Origin of the sequence: Sphingomonas sp. (assembly GCA_019635535.1) — a bacterium.
GTDB lineage: Bacteria > Pseudomonadota > Alphaproteobacteria > Sphingomonadales > Sphingomonadaceae > Allosphingosinicella.
This window is the reverse complement of the sequence record JAHBZH010000001.1, coordinates 2,630,861-2,654,677: the sequence shown is the minus strand read 5'-3', so window position 1 is coordinate 2,654,677 and position 23,817 is coordinate 2,630,861. Positions and strand designations below refer to the sequence as shown.

Below are 23,817 nucleotides of genomic sequence, written 5' to 3'. Positions count from 1 at the left end.
CGCTTGACCCGCCGGGCCGGACATCCGGGCCAGCATAACCTCAGCGAGCGGCGGCAGTCCTGAGAGCTTCCTCGCTCCATTGATTGACGCTCTTGCCGCTCAGTTCGGCGGCCAAGGCAACCTGGGCGTGAACGCCGGGATCGACACGAAGCATCAGATTGCCCGAATAGGGCTTGTCCGGCCGTTTTCCGATCTTCTCACAGGTCTCCAGATAATCCTCGACCGCCTCCTCGAAGGCGTCCACCAGCTCCTTCACGCTGTCGGCGTGGAAGGAGACCTTGTCCTCGATGCCGGCGATGCGGCCGAAGAAAATACCGTCCTTGGCATCGAATTCGACGCGCGCCGCATAGCCCTTGTGCTTCAATACGTTGCTCATGGTTCCACTCCCAACCGGGTAAGATACTCTCTCGCCTCCCGGACCTGATACCGCTCTGCCCCGCTCCGGTGCAATTGCCCCCCGGTGTCATTCCCTTGTGGACCTGCGCTCCATCGCCGCCCATAAGGTTGCTGCACTGCGGCGGGGAACAGGACACGGATGCTTTACGACGCCTATGAGATGCAGCGCTCGCTGCTCGCCGGGGCCAGCACGCTGGCCAATATGGGCGCGGGCTGGATGCAGAATCCGATCAATCCGCTGGCTTATTCCCACATGGGGCCGATCGTCGCCTCCGCGCTCGACGTCTTCGCCCATGCCGCCGCGCCACGCGGCAAGCCGGAATTCGGCATCGAGACCGCGATCGTCGACGGCAAGGAGGTCCGCGTCGAGGAGGAGATCGTCCTGCGCAAGCCCTTCGGCCAGCTCAAGCATTTCCGCCGCGTCGGCGCGCGCGGCAAGCCGGTCGAGGGCAGCCCCAAGCTGCTGATCGTCGCGCCGATGTCCGGCCACTATGCGACCCTGCTGCGCGACACCGTCCAGCGGATGATCCCCGGCCACGACGTCTACATCACCGACTGGCGCGACGCGAAGCTGGTGCCGCTGGATGAGGGCCGCTTCGATCTCGACGATTATGTCGATTATCTGATCGAGTTCCTCGAGCATATCGGCCCGGGTGCCCACATGCTCGCGGTCTGCCAGCCTTCCGTGCCGGCCTTCGCCGCCGCCTGCCTGATGAGCGCGGACAAGAACCCGGCCCGGCCGAGGACGCTGACCATGATGGGCGGGCCGATCGACACCCGCAAGGCGCCGACCGAAGTCAACACCGTCGCCACGCAACGCCCGTTCGAATGGTTCCAGCGCAACGTGATCGTCACCGTGCCCTATCTCTATCCGGGCGCGGGGCGGCGGGTCTATCCGGGCTTCCTTCAGCTCGCCGGTTTCATGGCGATGAATCTCGGCAACCATCTCGTCAGCCACTGGGGCATGTTCAAGCACCTCGTCGAGGGCGACGGCGACAGCGCCGAGGCGACCAAGGATTTCTACGAGGAATATCGCTCGGTCTGCGACATGACCGCCGAATTCTATCTCCAGACGATCGACAATGTGTTCCAGCGCCATCTGCTGCCGCGCGGCAAGCTGATGCATCGCGGCCGCAAGGTCGATCCGGCGGCTTTGACCGACGTGGCGCTGCTGGCGATCGAGGGCGAGCGCGACGACATTTCCGGCATCGGCCAGACTCGGGCGGCGCTCGACATCGCCACCAAGCTCCCGGCGGCGAAGAAGAAATATCTGCTGGCCGAAGGCGTCGGCCATTACGGCATCTTCCACGGCAGCAAGTGGCGAGGTCGCATCGCGCCGGTGCTGGAAGCGTGGATCGCCAGGCACAATAGCTGAACGATGATCGCGCTCGCCGCCCTCTTGCTGTCGGCGCAGGCGAGCGAGGAAGAGCTGCGCGCCCGCATCGCGGAGCAGCCGCGCGCCGTCCGCCACTTCGTCGCGCGGCGGGAGATGTGCCGTCACTGGGTTGACGAGGAGCCCTATGACGACGCGCGCCGCCGCGAGATCGAGCGGGCGCTGCGGCGGGACCGCTGCGGGCAGATCGAGGCGGACGAGGTGGCGCTGCGCCATCGCTTCGCGCGCTATCCGCAGGTCATCTCCGTGCTCGACGAGACCCGCGACGCACTGGGTTGGTAGGCATCGACAGGACGCCGCTAGAGCATTGAGGGGTTGATTTGAATCTCTTCTTCCGTTCGGGCTGAGCTTGTCGAAGCCCTGCCCTTCTCTTCTGCACAAAGAAAGGACAGCCCCCTTCGACTGCCTTGCAGGCGCTCAGGACAGGCTTCGACAGGCTCAGGGCGAACGGAGTGTATGGGGCAATCCAGCACGAAGCTGCCCTGGCTCAGGCCGGCTGGAGCGCGGCCTCCACCAGCCCTTCGAACAGCCGGCGGCCGTCGGTGCGGCCGTGCGCCGGCTCCACCGCCCGCTCGGGATGGGGCATCAGGCCGAGCACGTTGCCGGCTTCGTTGAGAATGCCGGCGATGTTCCGGGCGGAGCCGTTGACCGGCGCGGCATAGCGCAGCGCCACCCGGCCTTCGCCCTCCAGCCGGTCGAGCGTCTCGGCATCGGCCTGGAAATTGCCGTCATGATGGGCGACGGGCAGGGCGATCTCCTCACCGGCCGCATAGCGGGAGGTGAAGGCGCTCTGGCTGTTCTCGACGACGAGCGGGACATCCCGGCAGATGAAGGAGATGCCCGCGTTGCGCATCAGCGCGCCGGGCAGCAGGTGGGATTCGGTCAGCACCTGGAAGCCGTTGCACACCCCCAGCACGAAAACGCCGCGCTCCGCCGCCTGGCGCACGGCGCGCATCACCGGCGATTGCGCCGCCATCGCGCCGGAGCGCAGATAGTCGCCATAGGAAAAGCCGCCCGGAATGGCGATGAGGTCGAGGCCCTCCGGCAGCTCGGTCTCGCGGTGCCAGACCATCGCCGGGGCGCGGCCGGTGACCTGCTCCAGCGCCACCGCCATGTCCCGGTCGCAATTGGAGCCGGGGAAGACGACGACCGCGCTCTTCATGCCGCCGGCTCCGTCCGCTCGATCCGGAAATTCTCGATGACGGTATTGGCCAGCAGCTTGCGGCACATCTCCTCGATCTCGCCTTCGGTCAGGCCCGGCGCGTGGTCCAGCTCGATCAGCTTGCCGGCGCGCACGTCGTTGATGCCCGAAAAGCCCAATCCCTCCAGCGCGTGATGGATGGCCTTGCCCTGCGGGTCGAGGACCCCGTTCTTCAGCGTCACATAGACACGGGTCTTCATGGCATCTCCGGCGGTCTGGATTTGCCGGCCATATGGACTCGGATGACGCCGGGCACAAGCGGTCAGGGCTGGTTTCCCGCGCCGTGCCACCCTATCTCTCTCCCATGAGCGAAACGGCGGACATCTCCCTCTCCCCCAGCGCGGCGGCGCGGGTGGCGGCGATCGCGGCGAAGCAGGGCAAGCCGGCGATCCTGCGCCTCACCGTGGACGGCGGCGGCTGCGCGGGCTTCCAGTACCGCTTCGGCCTCGCCGACGCGGTGGAAACGGACGATACCGTCGCCACACAGGACGGCGTCACGCTCGCGGTGGATGCGATCTCGCTCGATCTGGTGCGCGGCGCCATGGTCGATTTCGTCGAAAGCCTCGGCGGCGCGTCCTTCCAGGTGACCAACCCCAACGCCGCCTCCGGCTGCGGCTGCGGGACGAGCTTTTCGATCTGACCGCCGGCGGCTATCACGGCCGCCATGAAGATCGTCGCCTACAACCTCAACGGCATCCGCGCCCGGCTGCCCCGCCTCCTCGAATATCTCGAGGAGCAGAAGCCGGACGTGCTCTGCCTCCAGGAGCTGAAATGTGCCGACGAATCCTTCCCGGCCGACGAGATTCGCGCGGCCGGCTATGACGGCGTCTGGCACGGGCAGAAGGGCTTCAACGGCGTCGCGATCCTGACGCCGGGCGGCGCGCCCGTGCTGCGCCGCATGGGTCTGCCCGGCGATCCGGACGACACGCACAGCCGCTATATCGAGGCGGAGGCGAACGGCGTGGTCGTCGCCTCCATCTACCTGCCCAACGGCAATCCGGTGGGCACGGAGAAATTCGCCTACAAGCTCGCCTGGATGGACCGGCTGCGCGCCCATGCCGCCGCATTGCTCGCCGAAGAGCGCCCGGTGGTGCTGGCCGGCGACTGGAACGTGATCCCGACCGATTCGCCCGACGACGTCTTCTCCGCCAGGGCGATGGCGACGGACGCGCTCGCCCAGCCGGAAAGCCGCGCGGCGCTGCGCCGCATCCTCAATCTCGGTTTCACCGATGCGATCCGCGCCCGCTATCCCACGGGGCAGGTCTATACCTATTGGGATTATCAGGCCGGCGCCTGGCAGCGCGACGCGGGCTTCCGCATCGATCACCTCCTGCTCAGCCCGCAGGCGGCCGACCGGCTGGCCGATGCCGGCGTCGACAAGGATTATCGCGGCCGCGACAAGGCCAGCGATCATGCGCCGACCTGGGCCACGCTGGCCGGCTGATCCCGCGCGACGGCGCGTATCGTCTCTGCTATAGGCGCGCGAAACGTCCTTCGGGGGGAGGGGGTATGGGTTTCCTGCGGCTTTTGCTGAGCCCGTTTCGCGGCGCGGCCTGGCTTTACGTCGTCCTGTTCCTGTTCTTCTTCGCGGTCGGCGCCGTCGCGTTGCTGTTCGGCTTCAGCTTGGGCGACGTGGACAATTGGCTCGATGCCAATGGCGGCTGGATCGAGGCGATCGGCGATCTGCTGTTCCGCCTGTTCTTCGCCTTCGTCCTGCTGATGAGCGCCGCCATCGCCCTGATGTGCATATATCAGGGCATCGATCGCGTCTGGCGGCGCGGGGGCCGGCCGACGCCCGCGCCCACGAACAAAAAGGAGGAACCTGGCTGCCTCGGCCTCGGCTGCGGCACGATCGCGGCTGCGCTGGTCGGCTATTTCGCCTGGTTCGGCGTGTTCTACTGAGCGTCCGCGCCGTCCTTCTTGTCCGAGATCAGCGCGAAGCTCGCGAAGACCATGCCGGCCAGCACCGAGACGAAGAACAGGATCGAGTGCGAGGCGCTGTCCGGCACAAAATATTCGCCGGCGACGCCCCGGCTCCAATAAAGCCAGTGGAAGAACATGGTCAGCCCCGCCAGCAGCGCGATGCTGGTGACGAGGACGATGCGGCCCGTGCGGCGGGCGCCGGGCGCGGCGGTCCAATCCTCCACGCCCGGCGTCGCCCAGCCCCCGGCGGAGCCATAGGCGATGAGCCCGGTGAAGATGCCGAGCACCAGCCAGATCGCATAAGGCAGCACGTCGCTCTGGCCGCGCACCGGCGCCACGTCGAAGATCGTGGCGGCGATCACGCCGACGACGATCGCAAGCGCCATGCAGACCAGCAGCACGACCGCGGATTTGAGCGCGGTCGCCAGGATCGTCCCTATCGGCATCGTCATTCTCCCCCCGAAGAAAGCGAGAGGATAACATGAGTGCCGTCAGGTCGGAACAGGAGCGTAACGGAAGGGTCGGTGGCGCGCGGTGGGACTTGCATTCCCCACTTGATGCGTCGGTCGGCCTGAGGGCCGTACCCGCGCTACGGCCGCAAGATTCACCGTGTCGCGCGCGCCGACTCGTTCATAACATGATCGGGCCGGGTTGCGAACCGCCGATCCCCGCCGCCCGCCGTCGGGCGGGCTCGGCTCGCCGGCTCAACAGCGTTGCGACGAGCCGATAGAGCCGTCCGGATTGGTGATGATGAGCCGCCCGCTATCGCCCCAGCGGACCCGCATCACGAATTCGCCGCCGGGGCCGGTCAGGGCCAGCCGGTCGCCGTTCAGCGTCCAGCGTCCTTCGCCGCCCGTATAGGACAGGAAGGTGCCGTCGGCACGGAAGATCACGTCCTGCCTGCAATCGCCATTGTCGCCCCAGCGGCCGACCAAAGCCGCGGCGGTCACCGGGCGCTCCGGCGCCATGACCGGCTTGCCACTTTGGGCGGACACGGGCGCGGCGGCCAGGAAGGCGGTGATCGCCGGCAACAGCAAGGCTGTCTTCATTCGCTCTTCTTCCTCCCGTTCAGCAGCGGATCGAGCGGCCGGCCGATCCGTCCGGATTGACGACCTGCATCGATCGCCCGTCATAGGCCTGGATGGCCAGGGTAAAGGTGCCGCCGTCGCCACTGAGATGGAGCTGGTCGCCGTCGAGCCGCCAGCCGCCGCTGCCGCCGGTATAAGAGCGGAAGGTGCCGTCGGCGTTGATCTGGATGAAGGTCGCGCAATTGGCGTCGTCGGCCCAACGCCCGACCAGGGTCTGGGGACTCAGCCCGACCACTCCGCCCGGTCCGCCGCCGACCGAGGGATCCTTGCCGCCCGGCCCGCCGCCGGCGAAGGCCTGGAGCGAGCGGCTGGTGGTGATGCCGGCATCCGCGATGCGCGGATCGCCGCCATTGTCTCCGCCGTCGCCGGAGCGCTTGCCGCCGGCCGGCGCCGCGAGGTTCGCATCGGCCGTCGCGGCGACATTGCCGGGTTCGGCGGTTTCGTTGCCGGCGAACGCGCTGCCGATCAGATGACAACCGCCCAGCGTGAGCGCCGCCCCGCACAGCATCCCCAGCTTCGCCTTCATGGCTTCACTCCGCCCTGTCCGCTCGGCACGATCATAAGCCCCGCACGGCGCGGGCGTAAAGCGTTCCGATTGGCTTGCCTCGCCCCGCAAAGCATGTTTGAAGCGCGACGGATCAGGCAGGGGGAACGGATCATGACATCCAAATCCACGATCGCCACTTTGGCCGCAGCCGTGACGCTGGCCGCGCTTCCGGCGACCGCCTCGGCCGCCGAAGGCGAAGATATTGGCGGCTTCTATATCGGCGTCCATGCCGGGCTGGGCAGCGATTCCTCCGATTGGGCCGGCACCGCCAATCCCAATCCGGTGCCGCCCTTCACCTCGGCCAACACCGCCGGCCTGAGCGCCAGCGGCGCCCTGTTCGGCGGTACGATCGGCGGGCGCTGGCAGAGCGGCTATCTCGTGCTGGGGATCGAGGCGGAGGCGAGCTTCGCCAATCTCGACGACAGCGCGCCCAATACGTCGGTCGCCGGCTTCGCCAATTCGGCCGAGATCGACTGGCTGGGGACGCTTACCGCCCAGGCCGGCATCCACACCGGCCGCGTCCACGGCTATCTGGAGGCGGGCATCGCCTTCACCGGGAGCGAATATAGGGTGACCGATTCGCGCGGCGGCCCCGTCAACCTCACGCAGAGCGTGTCCGACACCCGCAACGGCTTCGTCTTCGGCGCCGGGCTCGAATATCTGCTCGGCAGTCACTGGTCGATCCGCGGCGAATATAATTATCTGAACTTCGGCGCGAACGACTACCGGATCGCGAACGACAGCTGGTCGATCGACCAGACCATGCATGTCGGGCGCGTGGCGTTCCTGTATCGCTTCTAGGAACGGACGTCAGAGCGCCTTCTCGTAGATCCGGTAGACCCGGTTGACCTTGCTCTCGATCGCGTCGGCGATCGAGATCATTCCCTGATTGTCGTCGAGGATCCAGCCGACCTCGGCGCGCGCGATGCCGTAATGGCCGGTGCCGTTGCGGCGGATATATTCGATCATCATGAAGGCAAGCTGGCTGGCCAGCCGGGTGGCGTGGATCTTGCGGACCACCCCCATCAGCGGCACGCGCCCGCCCTTGAACCGCTTGCGGTGCAGCGCCCAGAGCAGTTTCGCCCAGCCGAACGGGAAGAGATTGCCCTTCAGCGCCGGCAGGAACTGGTTGAGGTCCGGCAGCGCCATCATGAAGGCGACCGGCTCGCCATCATATTCGGCGATCAGGATCATGTCCTCGAGCACGATCGGCTTCAGCTTCCTGCCCGCATAGGCGATCTCGCTGTCGGTCAGCGGAATGAAGCCCCAATTGTCGGCCCAGGCCTCATTGAGGATGGACAGGATCAGCGCAGCCTCCGCGTCGAAGCGGCTCTTGTCGATCTTGCGCACGCGGATGCGTTCGTTCTTCTCGCCCGCCGCGACGATGCGCTGGATCAGCGGCGGGAAGGGTTTCACGACGTCGAGATCGTAGGTGTAGAGGTCCTTGATGCCGGCATAGCCCGCGCCCTCAACCCAGGCTTGATACGTGGCCTTGTTGTGGCCCATCATCACCATGGGGGGATGGTCGTGCCCCTGCACCAGCAGCCCCGGCTCGTCCCAGATGCCGAGCGAGAAGGGGCCCATCGACCGGGTCATGCCCTTGCCCTGCAGCCAGCCTTCCACCGCCTCGATCAGCGCGCGGTACACCGCCTCGTCCTCGCCCTCGAACATGCCCCACTGGCCGATGCCCGCGCCCATATGGGTCTGGACCAGTTCGTCCACCTGGCCCGACATGCGCCCGACCACGCGCCCGCCCCGCTCGGCGAGGAACAGCGCCGCCTCGGCATGTTCGAACCAGGGATTCTTGCCCGGCGTGATGAGCCCGTTCACCTCGTCCTTCAGCGGCGGCACCCAGTTCGGATCGCCCGCATTCAGGCGATAGGCGAGATCGATGAAGGCGCGTCTGTCGGCCTTGGAGGCGACGGGGCGGACGGTGATGTTCATGGTCGCGCCCTATCGCCGGTCAAAGAGACAGTCGAGGGGAAGCTCAGTCCCGGTCCCGCTGCCGCGGATGCCCCGTCGCCACGCCGCCGGAGAGCTGCGCCACCCAGGGATAACGCTCCGCCACCTCCGGCGTGTAGCCGAGATTGAACACGGTCGGGCTCTTCGCGGGCCGCTCGGGGCGGTCGTAATAGGTGCCGAACACCTTGTCCCAGAAGAAGGTGGTGATGCCGTAATTGCCGTTCTCGTCGTGGAAATGATGGGCCATGTGGCGCTTCTTCATTTCGACCAGCAGCTTGTGCTTGGGCTTGTAGGCCAGATGCTGGATGCAGTGGACGAATTCGTAGATGCAGGTCGTGATGAGCCCCGTCGCGAAGGCGATCGCGGCGGCGCCGAAGCTGGCGTCCCAGGGCAGGCCGATCGCATAGCCGATCGGGATCACGCCCAGCGCGATGGTCGGCAGCGTCGTGTGCAGAGCGCCGAACAGCACTTCCAGATGGTTCGGATCCTGGTGGTGATCGTAATGGATGCGCTTCCAGGTCGACGCGAGCAGCGGCATCTTGAACATCCAGCGGCTGTGCAGCACCCAGCGGTGCAGCAGGTACCAGATGAGCGGATAGGCGACGCTGGCCACGCCGATGGCGAGTAAGGTCGGCACCAGCGGCGCCGGCTGCCAGGCGAAGGCGCCGATCGAGGCGGCGGCGAGCAGCAGATAGGCGATGATCGCCGGATATTGGAAATAGGCGATCACAAGCTCGCGCAGCGTCATCTTGTCGAGATGATGCTCGCGGCGCCAGAATGACGGGCGGAGGGTCTGGGCGATCTTCACGTCTCTTGTCCGATATCCTTGTAGCGCGTCCGGCGCGACGAAGGGAGCGCCTTTGCGCCCCGATATGTGACGGCCAGATGAATGCGCAATAAGGCGCTTTTGGGGCGCGGAGAGGGCGGTCGGAAAGCGGGACGGGCCGCATCAACCCATCGTCATTCCCGCGAAAGCGGGAATCCAGCTTCTTTCCATTCCTTCCTTCGCGTCTTCGCGTGAACCAGGCTGCTTATTTCACGCGAAGGCGCGAAGACGCGAAGAAGAAAAGGTAGATTCCAGTTTTCGCTGGAATGACGGGAAGGTTCAGCCCTCCCGCGCCGCCACGATCCGGTTCGCCAGATCCCAGTCCACTTGCCGGTCCACGTCGATCGGCCCCTCGGCGAAGGGCATCGGCACCGGTCTGGTCTTCACGCCGACCGCCCGCGACAGCGCGTTCAGCACGGTCTGCAGGGTGAACAGCCGGCTCTTGTAGAGGAGGAAGGCGAACAGGCCGAAGGCGCCGATCAGCCGTTTGGGCTTCTTGCCGAACTGGCCGCCGCCCCGGAACACCTGCGCCCCCTCGATCCCCTTCGGGGTCAGCAGCGCATAGAGGTTGCACGAGGAGAAGGCGCCGTCGCGGAAGCGGTGGAAGGCGCGATTCCCTTCCGGATATTTCTCCAGCACGTAGCTGGCGGGCGTCAGGCCCAAAGCGGCGTCCGCCTCCACGCCGTCCAGCGCGTCGCAGAAGAAACGGACCATCTCGGCCGTGTGCAGCGCATTGTCGCCGGTGGTGATGACGAGCGGCAGCATGTCCGCGCTCGCCACGGCGGCGACGCTGGTCGCGATAGTGTCGCGGCTGGGGACATAGGAGATGGCGTCCGCGCCGGGCAGGCCGGCGAGAATCTCCTTGGCCTCTTCGATGCTCTCTTCCTCGATCGCGACGATGGTCTGGCCGATCCGCCCCGACTCCAGCACGGCGGCGACCACCCGGCGCAGCATCGGCTGGCCGGCGATGTCGATGAAGCATTTGTGGCTGACGCCGCCGGCCTTGGCGAGCGGATCGAGATTGCCCCGGCTGGCGGCGAGCACCAGCGCCGCATAGCGCGTGTCGGTCATGTCGGCCTCGTCTCCCGGTTCGGCGCTTCTCAAGAGGGGAACGGTCCCCTCAGCGGCGCCGTCACGGGCGCGATAGACGGCAATTGCGGCAGCTTTGCAAGCGCCCCGCGCAGGTCTTCGAGCGCATCCGGCGCGATCGACCTGGCCGCGCAGCCGTCCAGCTTCGCCCAGACCTGCGCCATCGTGAACGGCGCGGCAAGGCTGCCCGCCGGCATCGGCACCTCCGTCTCGAACCGCCGCCCGTCGGTCAGAATGACCTCGACGCGGGTCGGGAATTCGCCCTCCGCCTTGTCCACCGGATGGCGATGGATGCGCGGATAGAGCACGCGGATGTCCGGCCGCATCGCCGCGTCGTCGGTGAAGTCGCCGAGCGCCGCATTGCCCGTCACGAGCGCGCAGGCCACGCCATATTCCAGGCTGAACTTGGCCTGCAGCGCATCCTGCGGATCGGCGTACATCAGATTGTTGAGATGTGTGACCGGGGCATAGACATGGATCGCATCCACCTGATCCGGTGTGATATTCTCATTTTGCTTTAGGGTTAAAATACCGTCCATCGCGCGGTGCGCACTGCCGCAATTCGGGAAACGCTTGGTCTTGAGCCCGCTGGAGAGGATCAGCAGCGGCTCGCCGATGCTGGCCGTCTCGAACCGCAAATTCTGGCCATGCTCGACATGGGTGAGCCCACCGCGCAGCGCCTCGTAATCGGGGCCGACCATCAGCCGGTTCATGCCCGTCGCCCCGTCCAAAGTGTCGCGCCCGGCGTCGATCCCGGCGCGGGCGAGGCTGGCGGCCATCACGCCGGACTTGGCGGCGAGGCCGGCATGGAGCGGCTTGGTCATCGTGCCGAACTGCGACATGAAGCCCGCCGCCATGCTGGTCGCGATGGACACCGCATAGGCTGCACGCTCCGCATCGAGCTTCAGCAGCCGCGCGCAGGCAGCCGCCGCCCCGATCGCGCCGACCGTGGCGGTCGCGTGCCAGCCCCGGTTGCGGTGCACGGGGTTCACCCCCTGCCCCACCCGGCCGAGGATCTGGAGGCCCGCGATATAGGCGTCGATGCACTGCCGCCCGGACGCACCCTCCGCCTCGGCCAGCGCCAGGATCGCAGGCACCAGCACGGCGGTGGCATGCGCCTTGGCCGGATCGAAATTGTCGTCGAAGTCGAGCGCATGCGCCGCCGTGCCGTTCACCAGCGCGGCCCAGGGCGGCGCCAGCGACCGGCCGAACCCGATCGCCGTCGAAGGCCCGTCGCCCCATTCCGCCACCGTCTTGAACACCCGCCGCGTCACGGGCTCGACCGCACCGGGGATCGAAACCCCGATCACATCGATGAACTGCCGCCGCGCCGCCTCGACCGCTGCCTCGGGCCAGTCGTCCGGCGTTTCCGCAATCCAGCGGCCGTAAGCGAGGATGGGGGTATCGGTCATGGCGGGGAGATAGGGGGTTCGGCGGAGGAAGGGAACCGGCCTGAATTCCCCTCCCTGGAAGGGAGGGGCTAGGGGTGGGTGCGAGCGCAGCGAGCTTTCGATCAAGCCCTAGGAGCGTCTTCGGCGCTACCCACCTCCATGAGCAGGTCGCCCTGTCCCCCGGACAGGGCTGCGAATGTCCGGGGGACATTCGCACCTGATCATCCTCCCTTGCAGGGAGGGGAGAAAAGGCGGGAACGGCCGATAGCCGCCACTAACGATTGTTGGATACAAATAGGAAAAGCTCTGTCAGGTGGCGTCCGACTCGGGACTTGCCCCGTTTCCCCGGCTCTTTGATATCACCGCCATTCATCCATCGTTGCGGCCGGGCGCCCCCGCCAAAACACCCCTCACCCTGTCAACTTTGTCAACTTATCCCTCTGCGCGCTCACACCAGCCGCAGCTTGCGCGCCACGCCGCCGAGCGCGAGGCGGTCGTCGCGGGTGAGGCCGTGGCGCAGGGCCAGCCAGCTTGTCGCGGCCCACAGCGCCAGCACGAGGGCGAAGCGCAGCGGGCCGCCCGCCGCCCAGGCGGCGCCGGCCATCAGGACGACGCCGACGAGCGCGACGCCGAGGCCCTGGAAGAGCTTGTAGTCGAAGGGCGAAAGCCGGTCGGCGACGCGCAGCTCCAGCGTCGCCGCATAGGAGGAGGCCATGGTCGCCGCGCCGACCGCGATCGCCATGCCGATCGCGCCGTAAGCCGGGGCGAGCCAGATGGCGAGCGCCGCCCAGGCGATGGCGGCGATCAGGCTGTTGAGCAAAGGCAAGGCGCGGTGGCCGATCATCTCGATCAGAGTGGAGGCCGGCCCCACAACCGCCTCGAACGCCCGCGCGGCGACGAGGATGTAGAGGATCGGCAGCGCGGCCGCCGCCTCGGGGCGGTAGATGCTGAGGATGTCGACCCCGGCGAAGATCAGCAGGCCCGCCAGCGGCACGACCAAAGCGGTCGAGACGCGGCTGGCGAAGCGGTAGAGCGGCGCGACCTCGGCGCGGTCGACATGGGCCTGGGCGGAGGAGAGGGGGCCGAGCACATATTGGAAGGCCTGCCGCACGATCAGCGGCACGGTGGAGAGCTTGCGCGCGATCTCGAACAGCCCCGCCGCCGCCGCGCCCGCCGCGCCGGGGAAGAGGAGGTTGAGCACCAGCGCCGGCGCGTCGATCAGCAGCCGGCGGGAAAGATCGGCGGGCAGGAGGGCTGCGCCGGAGATCAGCAGCTCGCGCAGCAGCCGCGCGGGGATCGGCGCGGCGAGGAGCTGGCGAAGGTCGTAATAGCGGCCGAGCAGCCGGACGCAGAGCAGGGCGGTGAGGCCGAGCGAGCTCAGATGAGCGAGCATCAGCCCTTCGGTCGCGAAGCCGAGCAGGAAGAAGCCGAGCGCGAAGAGGATGCGGGCGATCTGCTCCCAGAAGATGCGCAGGCGGATTTCCGGCCCGAAGGCGCGCCGGGCGCGGGCCGCCGCGGTGGCGGTCTCGACGAAGCTCCACAGCGGCAGCGCCCAGGCGAACAGGGCGATGGCGGTGGGGAGCCGCGCGGCATCCTGCGGCGCGACCGAGAAGATGCTCGCGACCGCCTCGGCGTTGAGCGTCACGATCAGCGCCAGCAGCGCCGCCGGCCCGACCGAGGCGATCAGGGCGAGCTTCACCGCGCCATGCGCCTCGGCCTCGCTCGCCCGGGTCGGCACGATGCGCTGGAGCGCGGCGGTCATGGCGAGGCCGGTCAGGTTGGTGGCGAGGCTGATCGCGGCCCAGAGCACGACATAGATGCCGTAGGTCGCGATGCCGAACAGCCAGGTGTAGAGCGGCTGGGCCAGCGCCTCGATAAGCGCGCCGAGCCGTGCCAGCCCCGCCAGCGCCGCGCCGCGCGCGACCTCGTCGCGGGTGACGGCGGGCCTGCCCCCCGCCTCGCTCACGCCGCGCCCGGCGTGCGTGGGCCCAGGATGATGATCGCCGCGCCGATCAGGCAGATGGTGGCGCCGATCGTGTCCCACCGGTCCGGCCGCACGCCCTCGACCGCCCAGAGCCAGAAGAGCGAGGCGGTGATGTAGATCGCGCCATAGCCGGCATAGGCCCGCCCCGCCGCATCGGTCTCGACCAGGGTCAGCAGCCAGGCGAAAGCGGCGAGGCTGGCCATGCCGGGGATCAGCCAGAGCGGCGACTTGTCGAGCCGCAGCCACGCCCAGAAGGCGAAGCAGCCCGCGATCTCGAACAGGGCCGCGGCCACATAGGCGGGAAGCGTCATTCCTCGGTCCGGATCAGCACCGCCTCGCCGACCAGCGCGAAGAGCAGGAAGGGCCCCCAGGCGGCGAGGAAGGGCGGATAGGCGCCGAAATTGCCCATGGCGAGGGCGAAATTGTCGGCGACGAAATAGGCGAAGCCGAGCGCCATGCCGAGCACGGCGCGGGCGAAGACCTGCCCCGATCGCGCGAGGCCGAAGGCGGCGATCGCGCCGAGCAGGGGCATCAGGATCGACGACATCGGCGCGGCGATCTTGCGCCACAGATTGGCCTGGAGCGAGTCCACCGGCCGGTCGGCGGCCTTCAACTCGGCGATCGAACGGCGCAGCGTCATGAAGTCCTGCTCGTCCGGATCGACGCGGGCGAGGGTGAACTGGTCCGGCGTGATGTCGGGCCCGAAGGTCAGGGTCGGAGCCTGGGCCTGCTGTCCGCTGTCCAGATCGAACAGAGTGACGCCGGTCAGCGCCCAGCCGTCGCCGGTCCGCCGCCCGGTCTCGGCGCGCGTGATCCGCCGCAACGTGCCGCCAGCACGCTCATAGATGGCGATGCCGGCGAGGCGCACGCCGTCGCCCCGCCCGCTCACCTGACGCACGAAGATCAGATCGTCGCCATGGGCGAGCGAGACGTTGTTCTGGACGCCGCTGCCCGGCGGCACCGGGCCCCAGTCGGCCGCTTCCCAGGCGTCGAGCGCGGCATTGGCGCGGGTCACGATCCGCTCGTTGAACAGGAAATGGACCAGCGCGAAGAGCGAGGCGGCGAGGATCAGGGGCGCAATGATCTGGTGGGCCGAAATGCCCGCCGCCTTCATCGAGACGATCTCGCTGTTCTGGTTGAGCGTCACCAGCGTGATCAGCGCGCCGAGCAGGACGGAGAAGGGCAGGAAGCGGTTGACGAGCTGCGGCAGCCTGAGACCGACATAGCGCCACAGCTCCGCGTCGCCATTGCCCGCCACCGCCAGGATCTCACCCGAATTGCCGAGCAGGTCGAGCGTCATCAGCACGACCACCAGCATCGCCAGCACGGCGAGGCTGCGCACGACGAACAGCCGCGCCATGTAGAAGGCGATCGGACGCGACGGGAAGAAGCTGAGATTGATCATTCGGCGGCCTGAAGCTGGCGCCGTCGGCGCCGGCCCAGCAGCTTACCGATCCGCTTGCCGAGCATCGCGAAGACGCGTTCGAGTGCGCCGATCGGCTGGCCGCCCGGCTTGTGCGCCACGGTCCAGTACATCCAGGCGATCAGCGCGGCGAACAGAAGGAACGGCGCCCACAGCGCGATCAGCGGATCGAACCGTCCGAGCGCGCCCATCTGCTCGGCATATTGGTTCACCTTGTGATAGGTGACGACCATCACGATCGACAGGAAGATGCCGAGCCCGGACGTGCTGCGCTTGGGCGGGATGGCGAGCGCGACGGCAAGCAGCGGCAGCATCAGGATCATCGCGATCTCGACCAGCCGGAAATGGAGATTGGCGCGCGCGGCGTTGCGCCGTTCCTGGTCGGCCGAAGCCGCCCCGCCTTCGCGGAACAGCTCGGGCAATGTCAGCTCGTCGAGCGGATTGCCGCGCCCGCGGAACGCCTCGATCGCGGGCAGGTCGATCGGCAGGTCGTAGCGCTCGAAGCTCAGCACCCGGGGGGTCGGAAAGCCGGGCTCGTCATGGACCAGCCGGCCGTTGGCGAGGCGCAGCACGATCGCATTGGGATCCTCGGTCGCGAGGAAGGTGCCGCGATCGGCGGTCACGGCGAGCGTGCGCCCGCCGCCCGTCTCGGCGCGCAGGAACACGCCGTGCAGATCGGTGCCATTATTCTCGCTGCGCTCGACCCGCAGCGTCATGCGCCGCCCGAAATTGGTGAACTCGCCGACCCTGATCGACGCGCCCAGCGCGCCGGAGCGCAGGTCGAAGCGCAGCTCCTGATAGGCATATTGGGCATAAGGCTGGACGAAGCCGACGATGGCGACGTTCACCGCCATCAGCGCGATCGCGTAGAGGAAGGGGACGCGCAGCAGCCGGCCGTAGCCGATGCCGACGGCGCGCAGCGAATCCAGCTCCGACGACAAAGCGAGCTTGCGGAAGGCGAGCAGGATGCCGAGCATCAGCCCGATCGGAATGCCCAGCCCGAGATATTCGGGGATGAGATTGGCCATCATCCGCCACACGACATTGACCGGTCCGCCCTCGCTGACGACGAAATCGAACAGGCGCAGCATCTTCTCGAGCAGCAGCAGCATCGCGGCGAGGACGAGCGTGCCGACCAGCGGCACGAAGATCAGCCGGGCCAGGTAGCGGTCGATTTGCGTCGCGAAACTCAAAGAGGCGGCTTTCCGGTACGGCGAAGAACGGGAGGCGAAGTCTATAACCGCCGCGCGGTGCGCGGTCATGCGCGAAATGGGCCTGCACAAGAGAGGCGCAAGGGCCTGTCCCCAACTTCTGACGCTCCATGACCACATTTTGGCCGCATCGCTGGGCGATCAGGCACGCAATGGGGGAGTCACCATCGCCCGGGCCGTTCGCGCGGCCGGGGTGGCAGCTCCTGGAGTGGCGTGATCATGTCGAAATTCCTTCCCACCGCAGCGGCCCTGGGCATCGCTGTCGCCGCGCTCGCCGCGGCGCCCGCCGCCGCGCAATCGATCCTTGGCCAGCATGCCGCCGCCTGCCGGGGTGGCGGGCAGGGCGCCGTGCTCGTTTCCGTCGACGGCTTCAAGGAGCGGACCGGCGATCTTCGCGTCTCGCTCTATCGCGCCGACAGCTCCTTCCTGGAGCGGGGCCAGTGGCTGCAGCGGATCGACGTGCCGGTGACGCGCGCCGGCGCGATGCGGGTGTGCGTCCCCGTGCCGCGCGCGGGCAGCTATGCGATCGCGGTGCGCCACGATCTCGACGGCAACGGCCGCTCGGGCTGGAGCGACGGCGGTGGCTTCTCGCGCAATCCGCGCGTTTCGCTCACCAATCTGCGCCCGCGCGCGAGCGCGGTGGCGATCGACGTCGGCAACGAAGTGCTGCCGATCAACGTCGTGCTCAACTATCGCTTCGGCCTGTCCATCCGGCCAGTGCGGGGCTGACGCGCATGGCATTGGTCGCCCTCCTCTCCAATCCGCGCTCGACCGGCAACCAGTCGCTGCTGCCGCGCGTGCGCGCCTTCTGCGCGGAGGAGCGCGATATCTTTCACTACGAGGTGGAGGAGGTCGGCCAGATCGGCGCTGCGCTGCGCAGCATCGCGCGGGTGAAGCCCCGGGTGCTGGTCGTCAATGGCGGCGACGGCACCGTCCAGGCGGCGCTGACCGAGCTTTATCATGGGGGCCATTTCGGCGACGCGCCGCCTCCCGTGGCGGTGCTGCCCAACGGCAAGACCAACCTCATCGCCCACGATCTCGGCGCCGACGGCGATCCGATCGCGGCACTCAGGCGTGTGCTGGAGCTGGCCCGCACCGACATGTCGGCCAATATCGTCAGCCGCGAGCTGATCGCGCTCAGCGAGGGCGACGGCCATGCCCGTCCGGTGCTCGGTATGTTTCTCGGCGGCGCGGGGCTGGCCGACACGATCCTCTATTGCCGCCACAAAATCTATCCGCTGGGCCTGCCCAACTGGCTGGCGCACGGGCTGACCCTGATGCTCGGCCTGCTCGCGGTGCTGATCGGTCGGCCGGCGCGCTTCCTGCCGCTGCCGCCGAGCCCGCTCACCGTCTCGGTGACGAAGAGCGGCGTGCTGCAGGGGCGTTTCGCCTTCCTGATGGTGACGACGCTGCAGCGGCTGCTGTTCAACGGAAATATGGGTGGCGCCGGCCAGCAGGCGGGATCGATGCAGCTGCTGGTGATCGACCGCAGCGTTCCCGCGCTGATGCGCGCCTTCGTCGCCGCCTTGCGCGGGAGGCTGGGGCGCAACCGGCTGACCGGCGTCCATCTCGAGCGGGGTGACGAGATCCGGATCGAGGGCAGCCGCTCCAGCGTGATCCTGGACGGCGAGATGTTCGAAGCCAATGACGACCACCCGATCATCCTGAAGCCGACCGCGCCGGTACCCTTTCTGCGGCTGGCGGCCTGACGCCGAACCGACACCCGCGTCGCGCGGCCTTTCAGACCCGGACGAAACGGTTTGAAGGCGGTCGGCGGCACATCCGCTTGGGCGCGCGCGTCTCCTCGCCGTCAATGATGACGATATCGGTCACAGTCACGCAGGCGCCGCCGCCGGGCTCCTCCTCCATCGCGGTGACGGTGGAGGAACCCGTCACGCCGGGCCGGGTCTCGCTGCTCCATGTCGAGGTCGTGCCGACGCCGCCCTGCACGGCGAGTTCGGTGGCGTTCGCCGCCTGCACCTGCTCGTCGCAATCGAGCAGCCCGACCATGGCCTCGCCAAGCACTTGGCCCACCGACGTGAGTCCGGACAGGAGATCGCCGGTGGCGCCGAGCCGGCCGCCCAATCCTTCGGCGAGCCCGCCGAGCAAGGTACCGAACGCGCGGCCGCGCCGCTGCCGCTGTTCCGCGCGCCGTTCGCAATCGCCTTGCGTGACGCGGGGCCGCTGTCGTGTCCGCGCCGTTTGCGTCGACCGTTCCCGCTCCGCCTGCCCCGGTTGCGGCGGCCTGTCCGTTCGCGCGGGCCGGCGCGCGGTGCCGCTGGTCAGGACATCATACTCGGACAGCCGCCTTTGGTAATCGACCTCCGCCTCGCGGGCTCGCGTCACCTCTTCGCGATGTCGGGCGGCCTCGGCTTCATAGCGTGCTCGGGCTTCCTCCGCCTCGCGGACGCCACGCTCGTAATTTTCCTGCGCCGCGCGCTGGGCGGCCCGGCTCGCCTCGGCTTCGGCCTGCAATCGCTCCCAGCGCGCGTCGGCTTCCGTCCGAAGACGGGTTTCCTCGTCCATTGGCTGTTCATCGACGCTCGCGTCCGGCTCGGGTGGAGATTGCGAGGCCGAAGCGGGGATCGACGCGCCGACCAGCAAGGCCGCGCACAATAGATGCATCGCAATCGATCGGTTCATGCTCTCGCGCTCCGGTCTCGTTAAACAGAGCGACGCGGCACTCGTCCCTTCGCTAGATCGCACCGGGGGAACGCGGCCATTGTCAATCGTTACGTCTCCGGAGTCCACCCCCGTAGCTTCCCTCTCCCGCAATCCTGGCGGAGCGGCTAGAGCGGGCCGGTGAACGCCCCGTCTTCCCTGTCCGACCTCGTCTCCGCCGAACTGGCGCAACCTGTCGATCCGCGCGTGGGCGCGATGGCGGCGGCATTGGCGGCGGAATATCCGAAGGCGGCGCGGGCGGTGCTGTTCTACGGTTCGTGTCTGCGCCAGCGCGAGCTGGACGGGCTGATGCTCGATTTCTACCTGATCGTCTCCGACTATCGCGACGCCTATGACAGCTCCTGGCTGGTCTTCGCCAACAAGGCGGTGCCCCCCAATGTCTTTCCGTTCGAGCATGACGGGCTGATCGCCAAATATGCGGTGCTCAGCGAAGAGGATTTCGCGCGGGAATGCGGAATCGATGCGGGCAGCGTTTCGGTCTGGGCGCGTTTCGCGCAGCCTTCGCGGCTGGTCTGGACCAAGGATGCAGCGGCGGATGCGGGCGTGGCCGCAAGCGTGGCGAATTGCGCGCCTACCTTGTTCGCGCTGACCTTGCCGACAATGGCGGACGGCGAGACTGATCCGCTGGCGGTGTTCCGTGCCGGCTTCGCGCTTACTTATGGCGCCGAGCTGCGCGCAGAGCGCTCGGCACGGTCGGGATCGATCGTCGATGCGGATTCCACTTATTACGAACGGATCGGCGGCGCGGTGCTGGCGGGCGGTGTGGCGGATGCCGGCACCAACGCGAGCGCATCGGCCTGGCGACGGCGAAGGATCGGCGGCAAGGCGCTCACTTTGCTCCGCCTTGCCAAGGCCACCACCACCTTCGCCGGCGGGGTCGATTACATCGCCTGGAAGATCAATCGCCATGCCGGCACGGTGATCGAGGTGAAGCCCTGGCAGCGGCGCTGGCCGATCCTGGGCGCGCTTACGCTGCTGCCCCGCCTGTGGCGGGGCGGGGCGATCCGCTGACCGCGCCGGCCAGCGCCGCCGCGACGCTGTCGGCCAGAGCGGCGACGGTGAACGGCTTGCGCAGCAGCTCGCCGCCGATCAGGTCCTCGGTCTCCCCGGCCTCGCCGACATAGCCGGTTACGAACATCACCGGCAGCTCAGGGTGGCGCTGACGGATCAGGGCGGCGAGCTCGGTGCCGGTCATCTCCGGCATCATTACGTCGGTGATGACGAGATCCATCGCCGCGCCGTCGGCGAGCAGGTCGAGCGCCTCTGGCCCGCTGGCGCAGGCGACCGGGCGATGGCCCAGCTCTTCCAGCGCATCCACGGTCGAGCGACAGACCCGCGGATCATCCTCCACCACCAGAATCGCCGCGCCGCCTTTCGTCATGACCGTGCGGTCGGCGATGGCGGCGGCGTCCGGCGTCGCGGCGCGCATCGCCGTTCGGGTTTCCGTGGCGGCGGAGCGCGGCAGGAAAACCGATACGGTCGTGCCCTTGCCGACCTCTGAGGCGATGGTGACGTCGCCGCCCGACTGGCGCGCGAAACCGAACAATTGGGACAGGCCGAGGCCGGTGCCCTTGCCGAGCGGCTTGGTGGTGAAGAAAGGCTCGAATACGCGGTGCAGGTTCTCCGGCGGGATGCCGCGCCCGGTGTCGATCACCTGGATGCGGACATAATCGCCGGGCGCGAGCGCATCGACGCCGTCCTTGAACGTGACATTGTCCACCGCGATGGTGAGCGCGCCGCTGCCGTCCATCGCGTCGCGCGCGTTGACGGCGAGATTGAGGATCGCGTTCTCGAGCTGGGTGCGATCGGCCCAGACCTGCCAGGACTCGGCGGCGAAGCGGGTGCGGACCTGAATGCGTTCGCCGAGCGCGCGGTCGGCCAGTTCGAGCATGTCTTCGACCAGCTCGGACGGCGCGATCGCCTCGGGCACCAGCGGCTCGGCGCGGGCGAAGGAGAGCAGGCGGCGGGTCAAGGCGGCGGCGCGGGTGGCGCCGTCCATCGCATTGTCGAGATGGAATTCCACCTCGCGGGCGGGACCGTGCAGCTTGCGCCGCGCGAGATCGAGGCCGCCGACGACGACTGCGAGCATATTGTTGAAATCGTGGGCGATGCCGCCGGTGAGCTGGCCGACCGCTTCCATCTTCTGGGCCTGGCGCAGCTTTTCCTCGGCGGCGGCGCGTTCGGCGGCCTCCGACTTCAGCGCGGCATTGGCTTCGCTCAACTCCTGCGTGCGCGCCTGCACCGCATCCTCCAGCCGCAGCGCGCGGATCGCCTCGCTCTCCGCCTCGCGCCGCGCCCGCTTGCCTTCGAGGAAGGAGCGCCAGGCGAGCACGGCCAGGCCGACCGCGCCCAGTCCGATCAGGATAGCGAGCCAGCCGAGCCATTCGGTATAGGCATCGGCTCGGGCGACGAAGCCCTGCGTTTCCTCCATGCGCCGGTTGAGATTGGCGCGCTCGGCGCGGGCGATTTCCTGCAACAGTTCGCGCAGCTCGGGCAGGGTCGGCGCCGCGGCGGCTTGATAGAGCAGTCCGAGCCCGCCTTGGCCCTCGCCCCGCTCCGCCGCGCTGGCGGCGGGCGCCAGCTCCCCGTTGCGTTGGTCGAACAATTCGGCGAGCCGGGCGGCGCGACGGGTCTGCTCCGTATCCTGGCGCAGCAGGCGGCGGAGCTGGCCGATCTGGTAGCTGGCCGCGCGCCATTCGTTGTAATAATCGGTGCCGGTCTGGCGCTGCTCGTCGAGCACGTAGCGGCCGAGCGCGGCCTCCGATCGGGCGATGCCGGCGTCGATCGTGCGGGTCAGTACGACCACTTCATAGGTGCGCCGCTCCCATTCGATCGCATCGTCGCGGGCACGATTGGCCCAGGTGATCATGAAGATGAGCGCGATAAGAGCGAGCGTCGCCAGCAGGGCAGCGGCGCTCACCCACACGGCCCGCCAGGTCGACGGGACGCCCTCCTCGGGAACGGGTTCGGTCCCTTCGTCCGCCATGGCGGCGGATTAGTAGAACAAGGTTAACAAGATGGAAAGCATTTCGGCCGTGGACACCTCAGTTTGCCTTCCCTCAGATGATGCCGGTGGCTTTCCCGGCTTTCTCGAAAATGGCGAGGATTTCATCCACCTCGGCATCGCTGTGCTCGGCGCAGAGCGAGCAGCGCAGCAACGTCATGTTGGCCGGCGTGGCGGGCGGGCGGGCGAGATTGACGTAGAGGCCGCCTTCCAGCAGCGCCTCCCACATTGCCGCGCCTTTCTCGAGATCGGGCATGATCACCGCGATGATCGCGGATTGCGGCTCGTCGGTGCCGAGCTGGAAACCGAGCCCCTTGAGGCCGGCATGGAGCCGCTTGCTGTTGTCCCACAGATGCGCGCGCTTGGCGGGGACGTCCATCAGCTTGCGGATCGAGGTCGCGGCGGTGGCGACGACGCTCGGCGGCAGCGAGGCGGTGAAGACATAGGGGCGGCAGACCAGGCGCAGGATTTCGAACTTGGGATGGTTCGAAACGCAGAAGCCGCCGACCGTGCCGACCGACTTGGAGAAGGTGCCGATGATGAAGTCGCAATCGTCCAGCACGCCCTGGTCCTCGGCGACGCCGCGGCCGTTGGGGCCGATGAAACCCATCGAATGGGCCTCGTCCACCAGCACCATCGCACCGGCGGCCTTGGAGACGGCGACCATTTCCTTCAATGGCGCGACATCGCCCAGCATCGAATAGACGCCTTCGAGCACGACCAGCTTGCCCGCGCCCTCCGGAATGCGCGCCAGGCGCTTTTCCAGCGCGCCGATATCGTTGTGGCGGAACGGCACGATCTCGGCATTGCCCATCGCGCAGCCGTCATAGATGCTCGCGTGGCTGTCGATGTCGAGGACGACATAATCGCCCTTGCCGGCGATGGTGGAGATGATGCCGAGATTGGCCTGATAGCCGGTCGAGAACACCATGGCGTGATCCATGGCGTAGAAGTCCTTGAGCGCGTCCTCGCATTCCTTGTGGCCCTGATAGGTGCCATTGAGGACGCGGCTGCCGGTGGTACCGGAGCCGAAGGCGTCCAGCGCCGCATGGCCGGCGGCGATGACGTCGGGATCGAACGTCATGCCCATATAATTGTAGGTGCCGAGAAGGATGGTCTCCTTCCCGTTGCAGATCGCGCGGGTGGGGGAGAGGACCTTCTCCATCACCAGGCCGAACGGGTCCTTGACGCCGGTCGCGAGCAGGCCTTCGCGGGTGGCGATCAGCGGATCGAATTTCGAGAAGAGGTCGGTCATGCGTGGTTCCGCGATGGCGCGCAGCGACGGCGGCGCGCTCAGCCTTCGTTCTTCAGCCTGTCGACCGCATCGACGAGCTGGCCGACAGTCTCGATCTCCGCCTGCTGGTTCATGGTGATCAGGATATCGAACTCGTCCTCCACATTGGCGACGAAGTCCATCACCACCAGGCTGTCCCATTCGAGATCGCCGGCGAAGGTGGTGGTCTCGGCGAGCGTCACGCCCTTCTTGTTGAAGGGCTCGATCAAGGTGGCGACCTTTGCGAAGGTCTCGGCTCTGTCGGTCATGTCGGTCCTTTAGGAGGGCGAACTTGCAGTGCCAAGCGAATAGGGCGGGAAGAGGGCGAATGCTTGGCAAGGTCATTGTGACCGTGCGATGACAGGGGCGGCCAGGGGAGGGCAGGAGCCGTGGCGGAAGCAGATCCGAACAAGAGCAGCAAGGT

At 67.7% G+C, this 23,817-nt stretch carries 27 protein-coding genes; 9 read left to right on the top strand and 18 right to left on the bottom strand.

Annotated features, from left to right (window positions below):
* Positions 1-40: 40 nt before the first annotated feature.
* Complete coding sequence (locus KF780_13610) at positions 41-376, bottom strand: type II toxin-antitoxin system HicB family antitoxin (protein ID MBX3562836.1); 336 nt, start codon at positions 374-376, stop codon at positions 41-43.
* Positions 377-535: 159 nt separating this feature from the next.
* On the opposite strand from KF780_13610, the gene KF780_13605 reads away from it, so the two are divergent.
* Both KF780_13605 and KF780_13600 read left to right on the top strand, forming a co-directional pair.
* Positions 536-1,771 (top strand): polyhydroxyalkanoate depolymerase, encoded by a 1,236-nt coding sequence (locus tag KF780_13605; protein MBX3562835.1) that lies wholly within the window; start codon positions 536-538, stop codon positions 1,769-1,771.
* Positions 1,772-1,774: 3 nt separating this feature from the next.
* Positions 1,775-2,071 (top strand): hypothetical protein, encoded by a 297-nt coding sequence (locus tag KF780_13600; protein MBX3562834.1) that lies wholly within the window; start codon positions 1,775-1,777, stop codon positions 2,069-2,071.
* Between the two features lie 205 nt (positions 2,072-2,276).
* Here the strand turns inward: KF780_13600 and purQ are convergent, their stop codons facing one another.
* Positions 2,277-2,951: a phosphoribosylformylglycinamidine synthase subunit PurQ gene (gene purQ / locus KF780_13595; GenBank protein MBX3562833.1), complete on the bottom strand. Its 675-nt coding sequence runs from the start codon at positions 2,949-2,951 to the stop codon at positions 2,277-2,279.
* Positions 2,948-3,190 (bottom strand): phosphoribosylformylglycinamidine synthase subunit PurS, encoded by a 243-nt coding sequence (gene purS / locus KF780_13590; protein MBX3562832.1) that lies wholly within the window; start codon positions 3,188-3,190, stop codon positions 2,948-2,950. The genes purQ and purS overlap by 4 nt, the downstream gene beginning before the upstream one ends.
* A gap of 104 nt (positions 3,191-3,294) precedes the next feature.
* Between purS and KF780_13585 the strand changes: the two genes are divergently transcribed.
* The 3 genes from KF780_13585 (at position 3,295) to KF780_13575 (ending at position 4,892) form a co-directional block, all read left to right on the top strand.
* Positions 3,295-3,630 (top strand): iron-sulfur cluster assembly accessory protein, encoded by a 336-nt coding sequence (locus tag KF780_13585; GenBank protein ID MBX3562831.1) that lies wholly within the window; start codon positions 3,295-3,297, stop codon positions 3,628-3,630.
* Between the two features lie 24 nt (positions 3,631-3,654).
* On the top strand, positions 3,655-4,434 hold the full coding sequence (gene xth, locus KF780_13580; protein MBX3562830.1) for an exodeoxyribonuclease III: 780 nt from the start codon (positions 3,655-3,657) through the stop codon (positions 4,432-4,434).
* 65 nt (positions 4,435-4,499) lie between these two features.
* On the top strand, positions 4,500-4,892 hold the full coding sequence (locus KF780_13575; GenBank protein ID MBX3562829.1) for a hypothetical protein: 393 nt from the start codon (positions 4,500-4,502) through the stop codon (positions 4,890-4,892).
* Here KF780_13575 and KF780_13570 read toward each other — a convergent pair.
* From KF780_13570 to KF780_13560, 3 genes are all read right to left on the bottom strand, one after another.
* Positions 4,886-5,365, bottom strand: coding sequence for a hypothetical protein (locus KF780_13570; GenBank protein MBX3562828.1), 480 nt, complete (start codon positions 5,363-5,365; stop codon positions 4,886-4,888). The genes KF780_13575 and KF780_13570 overlap by 7 nt on opposite strands.
* 252 nt (positions 5,366-5,617) lie before the next feature.
* On the bottom strand, positions 5,618-5,962 hold the full coding sequence (locus KF780_13565) for a hypothetical protein (protein MBX3562827.1): 345 nt from the start codon (positions 5,960-5,962) through the stop codon (positions 5,618-5,620).
* Positions 5,963-5,981: 19 nt separating this feature from the next.
* Positions 5,982-6,527 carry a hypothetical protein gene (locus tag KF780_13560; protein MBX3562826.1) on the bottom strand — a complete coding sequence of 182 codons (546 nt, stop codon included), beginning with the start codon at positions 6,525-6,527 and terminating at the stop codon, positions 5,982-5,984.
* Between the two features lie 132 nt (positions 6,528-6,659).
* Here KF780_13560 and KF780_13555 point away from each other — a divergent pair, with 132 nt between their 5' ends.
* On the top strand, positions 6,660-7,349 hold the full coding sequence (locus tag KF780_13555) for a porin family protein (GenBank protein MBX3562825.1): 690 nt from the start codon (positions 6,660-6,662) through the stop codon (positions 7,347-7,349).
* Positions 7,350-7,358: 9 nt separating this feature from the next.
* On the opposite strand, the gene KF780_13550 is transcribed toward KF780_13555, so the two are convergent.
* The 8 genes from KF780_13550 to lptF form a co-directional block, all read right to left on the bottom strand.
* Positions 7,359-8,492, bottom strand: a complete 1,134-nt coding sequence (locus KF780_13550) for an N-acetyltransferase (protein ID MBX3562824.1) — start codon at positions 8,490-8,492, stop codon at positions 7,359-7,361.
* A gap of 43 nt (positions 8,493-8,535) precedes the next feature.
* Positions 8,536-9,258: a sterol desaturase family protein gene (locus KF780_13545; protein MBX3562823.1), complete on the bottom strand. Its 723-nt coding sequence runs from the start codon at positions 9,256-9,258 to the stop codon at positions 8,536-8,538.
* 357 nt (positions 9,259-9,615) lie between these two features.
* Complete coding sequence (locus KF780_13540; protein ID MBX3562822.1) at positions 9,616-10,407, bottom strand: NTP transferase domain-containing protein; 792 nt, start codon at positions 10,405-10,407, stop codon at positions 9,616-9,618.
* Positions 10,408-10,436: 29 nt separating this feature from the next.
* The gene (locus KF780_13535; GenBank protein MBX3562821.1) at positions 10,437-11,837 is read right to left on the bottom strand and encodes an MmgE/PrpD family protein; all 1,401 of its coding nucleotides are present in this window, start codon (positions 11,835-11,837) and stop codon (positions 10,437-10,439) included.
* A 427-nt stretch (positions 11,838-12,264) separates the two neighbouring features.
* Positions 12,265-13,782 carry an oligosaccharide flippase family protein gene (locus KF780_13530; protein MBX3562820.1) on the bottom strand — a complete coding sequence of 506 codons (1,518 nt, stop codon included), beginning with the start codon at positions 13,780-13,782 and terminating at the stop codon, positions 12,265-12,267.
* A complete protein-coding gene (locus tag KF780_13525) occupies positions 13,779-14,111 on the bottom strand; it encodes a YnfA family protein (protein ID MBX3562819.1) in 333 nt (110 codons plus the stop codon). The genes KF780_13530 and KF780_13525 overlap by 4 nt, the downstream gene beginning before the upstream one ends.
* Positions 14,108-15,205, bottom strand: coding sequence for an LPS export ABC transporter permease LptG (lptG, locus tag KF780_13520; protein MBX3562818.1), 1,098 nt, complete (start codon positions 15,203-15,205; stop codon positions 14,108-14,110). The genes KF780_13525 and lptG overlap by 4 nt, the downstream gene beginning before the upstream one ends.
* Positions 15,202-16,485 (bottom strand): LPS export ABC transporter permease LptF, encoded by a 1,284-nt coding sequence (lptF, locus tag KF780_13515; GenBank protein MBX3562817.1) that lies wholly within the window; start codon positions 16,483-16,485, stop codon positions 15,202-15,204. Before lptF ends, lptG begins: the two co-directional genes overlap by 4 nt.
* A gap of 168 nt (positions 16,486-16,653) precedes the next feature.
* On the opposite strand from lptF, the gene KF780_13510 reads away from it, so the two are divergent.
* Positions 16,654-17,163 carry a DUF2141 domain-containing protein gene (locus tag KF780_13510; protein MBX3562816.1) on the top strand — a complete coding sequence of 170 codons (510 nt, stop codon included), beginning with the start codon at positions 16,654-16,656 and terminating at the stop codon, positions 17,161-17,163.
* 5 nt (positions 17,164-17,168) lie between these two features.
* Positions 17,169-18,143 carry a diacylglycerol kinase gene (locus tag KF780_13505; protein MBX3562815.1) on the top strand — a complete coding sequence of 325 codons (975 nt, stop codon included), beginning with the start codon at positions 17,169-17,171 and terminating at the stop codon, positions 18,141-18,143.
* 31 nt (positions 18,144-18,174) lie between these two features.
* On the opposite strand, the gene KF780_13500 is transcribed toward KF780_13505, so the two are convergent.
* Positions 18,175-19,077 carry a hypothetical protein gene (locus KF780_13500; protein MBX3562814.1) on the bottom strand — a complete coding sequence of 301 codons (903 nt, stop codon included), beginning with the start codon at positions 19,075-19,077 and terminating at the stop codon, positions 18,175-18,177.
* Between the two features lie 159 nt (positions 19,078-19,236).
* Here KF780_13500 and KF780_13495 point away from each other — a divergent pair, with 159 nt between their 5' ends.
* The gene (locus KF780_13495) at positions 19,237-20,127 is read left to right on the top strand and encodes a hypothetical protein (GenBank protein ID MBX3562813.1); all 891 of its coding nucleotides are present in this window, start codon (positions 19,237-19,239) and stop codon (positions 20,125-20,127) included.
* Here KF780_13495 and KF780_13490 read toward each other — a convergent pair.
* The 3 genes from KF780_13490 to KF780_13480 form a co-directional block, all read right to left on the bottom strand.
* Entirely contained in the window at positions 20,084-22,102 is a 2,019-nt protein-coding gene (locus KF780_13490; GenBank protein ID MBX3562812.1) for a response regulator, read from the bottom strand. The two genes, KF780_13495 and KF780_13490, sit on opposite strands and share 44 nt — an antisense overlap.
* Positions 22,103-22,175: 73 nt before the next feature.
* Positions 22,176-23,375, bottom strand: a complete 1,200-nt coding sequence (locus KF780_13485; GenBank protein MBX3562811.1) for an aminotransferase class I/II-fold pyridoxal phosphate-dependent enzyme — start codon at positions 23,373-23,375, stop codon at positions 22,176-22,178.
* Between the two features lie 38 nt (positions 23,376-23,413).
* The gene (locus tag KF780_13480; protein ID MBX3562810.1) at positions 23,414-23,662 is read right to left on the bottom strand and encodes an acyl carrier protein; all 249 of its coding nucleotides are present in this window, start codon (positions 23,660-23,662) and stop codon (positions 23,414-23,416) included.
* Positions 23,663-23,817: the final 155 nt, after the last annotated feature.

What these genes read in the sequence shown, in the direction of transcription:
- KF780_13535 (MBX3562821.1), bottom strand. Translation starts at nt 11,837, where the DNA reads ATGACCGATACCCCCATCCTCGCTTACGGCCGCTGGATTGCGGAAACG.
- KF780_13485 (MBX3562811.1), bottom strand. Translation starts at nt 23,375, where the DNA reads ATGACCGACCTCTTCTCGAAATTCGATCCGCTGATCGCCACCCGCGAA.
- KF780_13585 (MBX3562831.1), top strand. Translation starts at nt 3,295, where the DNA reads ATGAGCGAAACGGCGGACATCTCCCTCTCCCCCAGCGCGGCGGCGCGG.
- lptF (MBX3562817.1), bottom strand. Translation starts at nt 16,485, where the DNA reads ATGACCGCGCACCGCGCGGCGGTTATAGACTTCGCCTCCCGTTCTTCG.
- KF780_13540 (MBX3562822.1), bottom strand. Translation starts at nt 10,407, where the DNA reads ATGACCGACACGCGCTATGCGGCGCTGGTGCTCGCCGCCAGCCGGGGC.
- purQ (MBX3562833.1), bottom strand. Translation starts at nt 2,951, where the DNA reads ATGAAGAGCGCGGTCGTCGTCTTCCCCGGCTCCAATTGCGACCGGGAC.
- KF780_13560 (MBX3562826.1), bottom strand. Translation starts at nt 6,527, where the DNA reads ATGAAGGCGAAGCTGGGGATGCTGTGCGGGGCGGCGCTCACGCTGGGC.
- KF780_13610 (MBX3562836.1), bottom strand. Translation starts at nt 376, where the DNA reads ATGAGCAACGTATTGAAGCACAAGGGCTATGCGGCGCGCGTCGAATTC.
- KF780_13555 (MBX3562825.1), top strand. Translation starts at nt 6,660, where the DNA reads ATGACATCCAAATCCACGATCGCCACTTTGGCCGCAGCCGTGACGCTG.
- KF780_13505 (MBX3562815.1), top strand. Translation starts at nt 17,169, where the DNA reads ATGGCATTGGTCGCCCTCCTCTCCAATCCGCGCTCGACCGGCAACCAG.
- purS (MBX3562832.1), bottom strand. Translation starts at nt 3,190, where the DNA reads ATGAAGACCCGTGTCTATGTGACGCTGAAGAACGGGGTCCTCGACCCG.
- KF780_13575 (MBX3562829.1), top strand. Translation starts at nt 4,500, where the DNA reads ATGGGTTTCCTGCGGCTTTTGCTGAGCCCGTTTCGCGGCGCGGCCTGG.
- KF780_13600 (MBX3562834.1), top strand. Translation starts at nt 1,775, where the DNA reads ATGATCGCGCTCGCCGCCCTCTTGCTGTCGGCGCAGGCGAGCGAGGAA.
- KF780_13550 (MBX3562824.1), bottom strand. Translation starts at nt 8,492, where the DNA reads ATGAACATCACCGTCCGCCCCGTCGCCTCCAAGGCCGACAGACGCGCC.
- KF780_13605 (MBX3562835.1), top strand. Translation starts at nt 536, where the DNA reads ATGCTTTACGACGCCTATGAGATGCAGCGCTCGCTGCTCGCCGGGGCC.
- xth (MBX3562830.1), top strand. Translation starts at nt 3,655, where the DNA reads ATGAAGATCGTCGCCTACAACCTCAACGGCATCCGCGCCCGGCTGCCC.
- KF780_13480 (MBX3562810.1), bottom strand. Translation starts at nt 23,662, where the DNA reads ATGACCGACAGAGCCGAGACCTTCGCAAAGGTCGCCACCTTGATCGAG.
- KF780_13525 (MBX3562819.1), bottom strand. Translation starts at nt 14,111, where the DNA reads ATGACGCTTCCCGCCTATGTGGCCGCGGCCCTGTTCGAGATCGCGGGC.
- KF780_13490 (MBX3562812.1), bottom strand. Translation starts at nt 22,102, where the DNA reads ATGGCGGACGAAGGGACCGAACCCGTTCCCGAGGAGGGCGTCCCGTCG.
- KF780_13545 (MBX3562823.1), bottom strand. Translation starts at nt 9,258, where the DNA reads ATGACGCTGCGCGAGCTTGTGATCGCCTATTTCCAATATCCGGCGATC.
- KF780_13565 (MBX3562827.1), bottom strand. Translation starts at nt 5,962, where the DNA reads ATGAAGACAGCCTTGCTGTTGCCGGCGATCACCGCCTTCCTGGCCGCC.
- KF780_13500 (MBX3562814.1), bottom strand. Translation starts at nt 19,077, where the DNA reads ATGAACCGATCGATTGCGATGCATCTATTGTGCGCGGCCTTGCTGGTC.
- KF780_13510 (MBX3562816.1), top strand. Translation starts at nt 16,654, where the DNA reads ATGTCGAAATTCCTTCCCACCGCAGCGGCCCTGGGCATCGCTGTCGCC.
- KF780_13570 (MBX3562828.1), bottom strand. Translation starts at nt 5,365, where the DNA reads ATGACGATGCCGATAGGGACGATCCTGGCGACCGCGCTCAAATCCGCG.
- lptG (MBX3562818.1), bottom strand. Translation starts at nt 15,205, where the DNA reads ATGATCAATCTCAGCTTCTTCCCGTCGCGTCCGATCGCCTTCTACATG.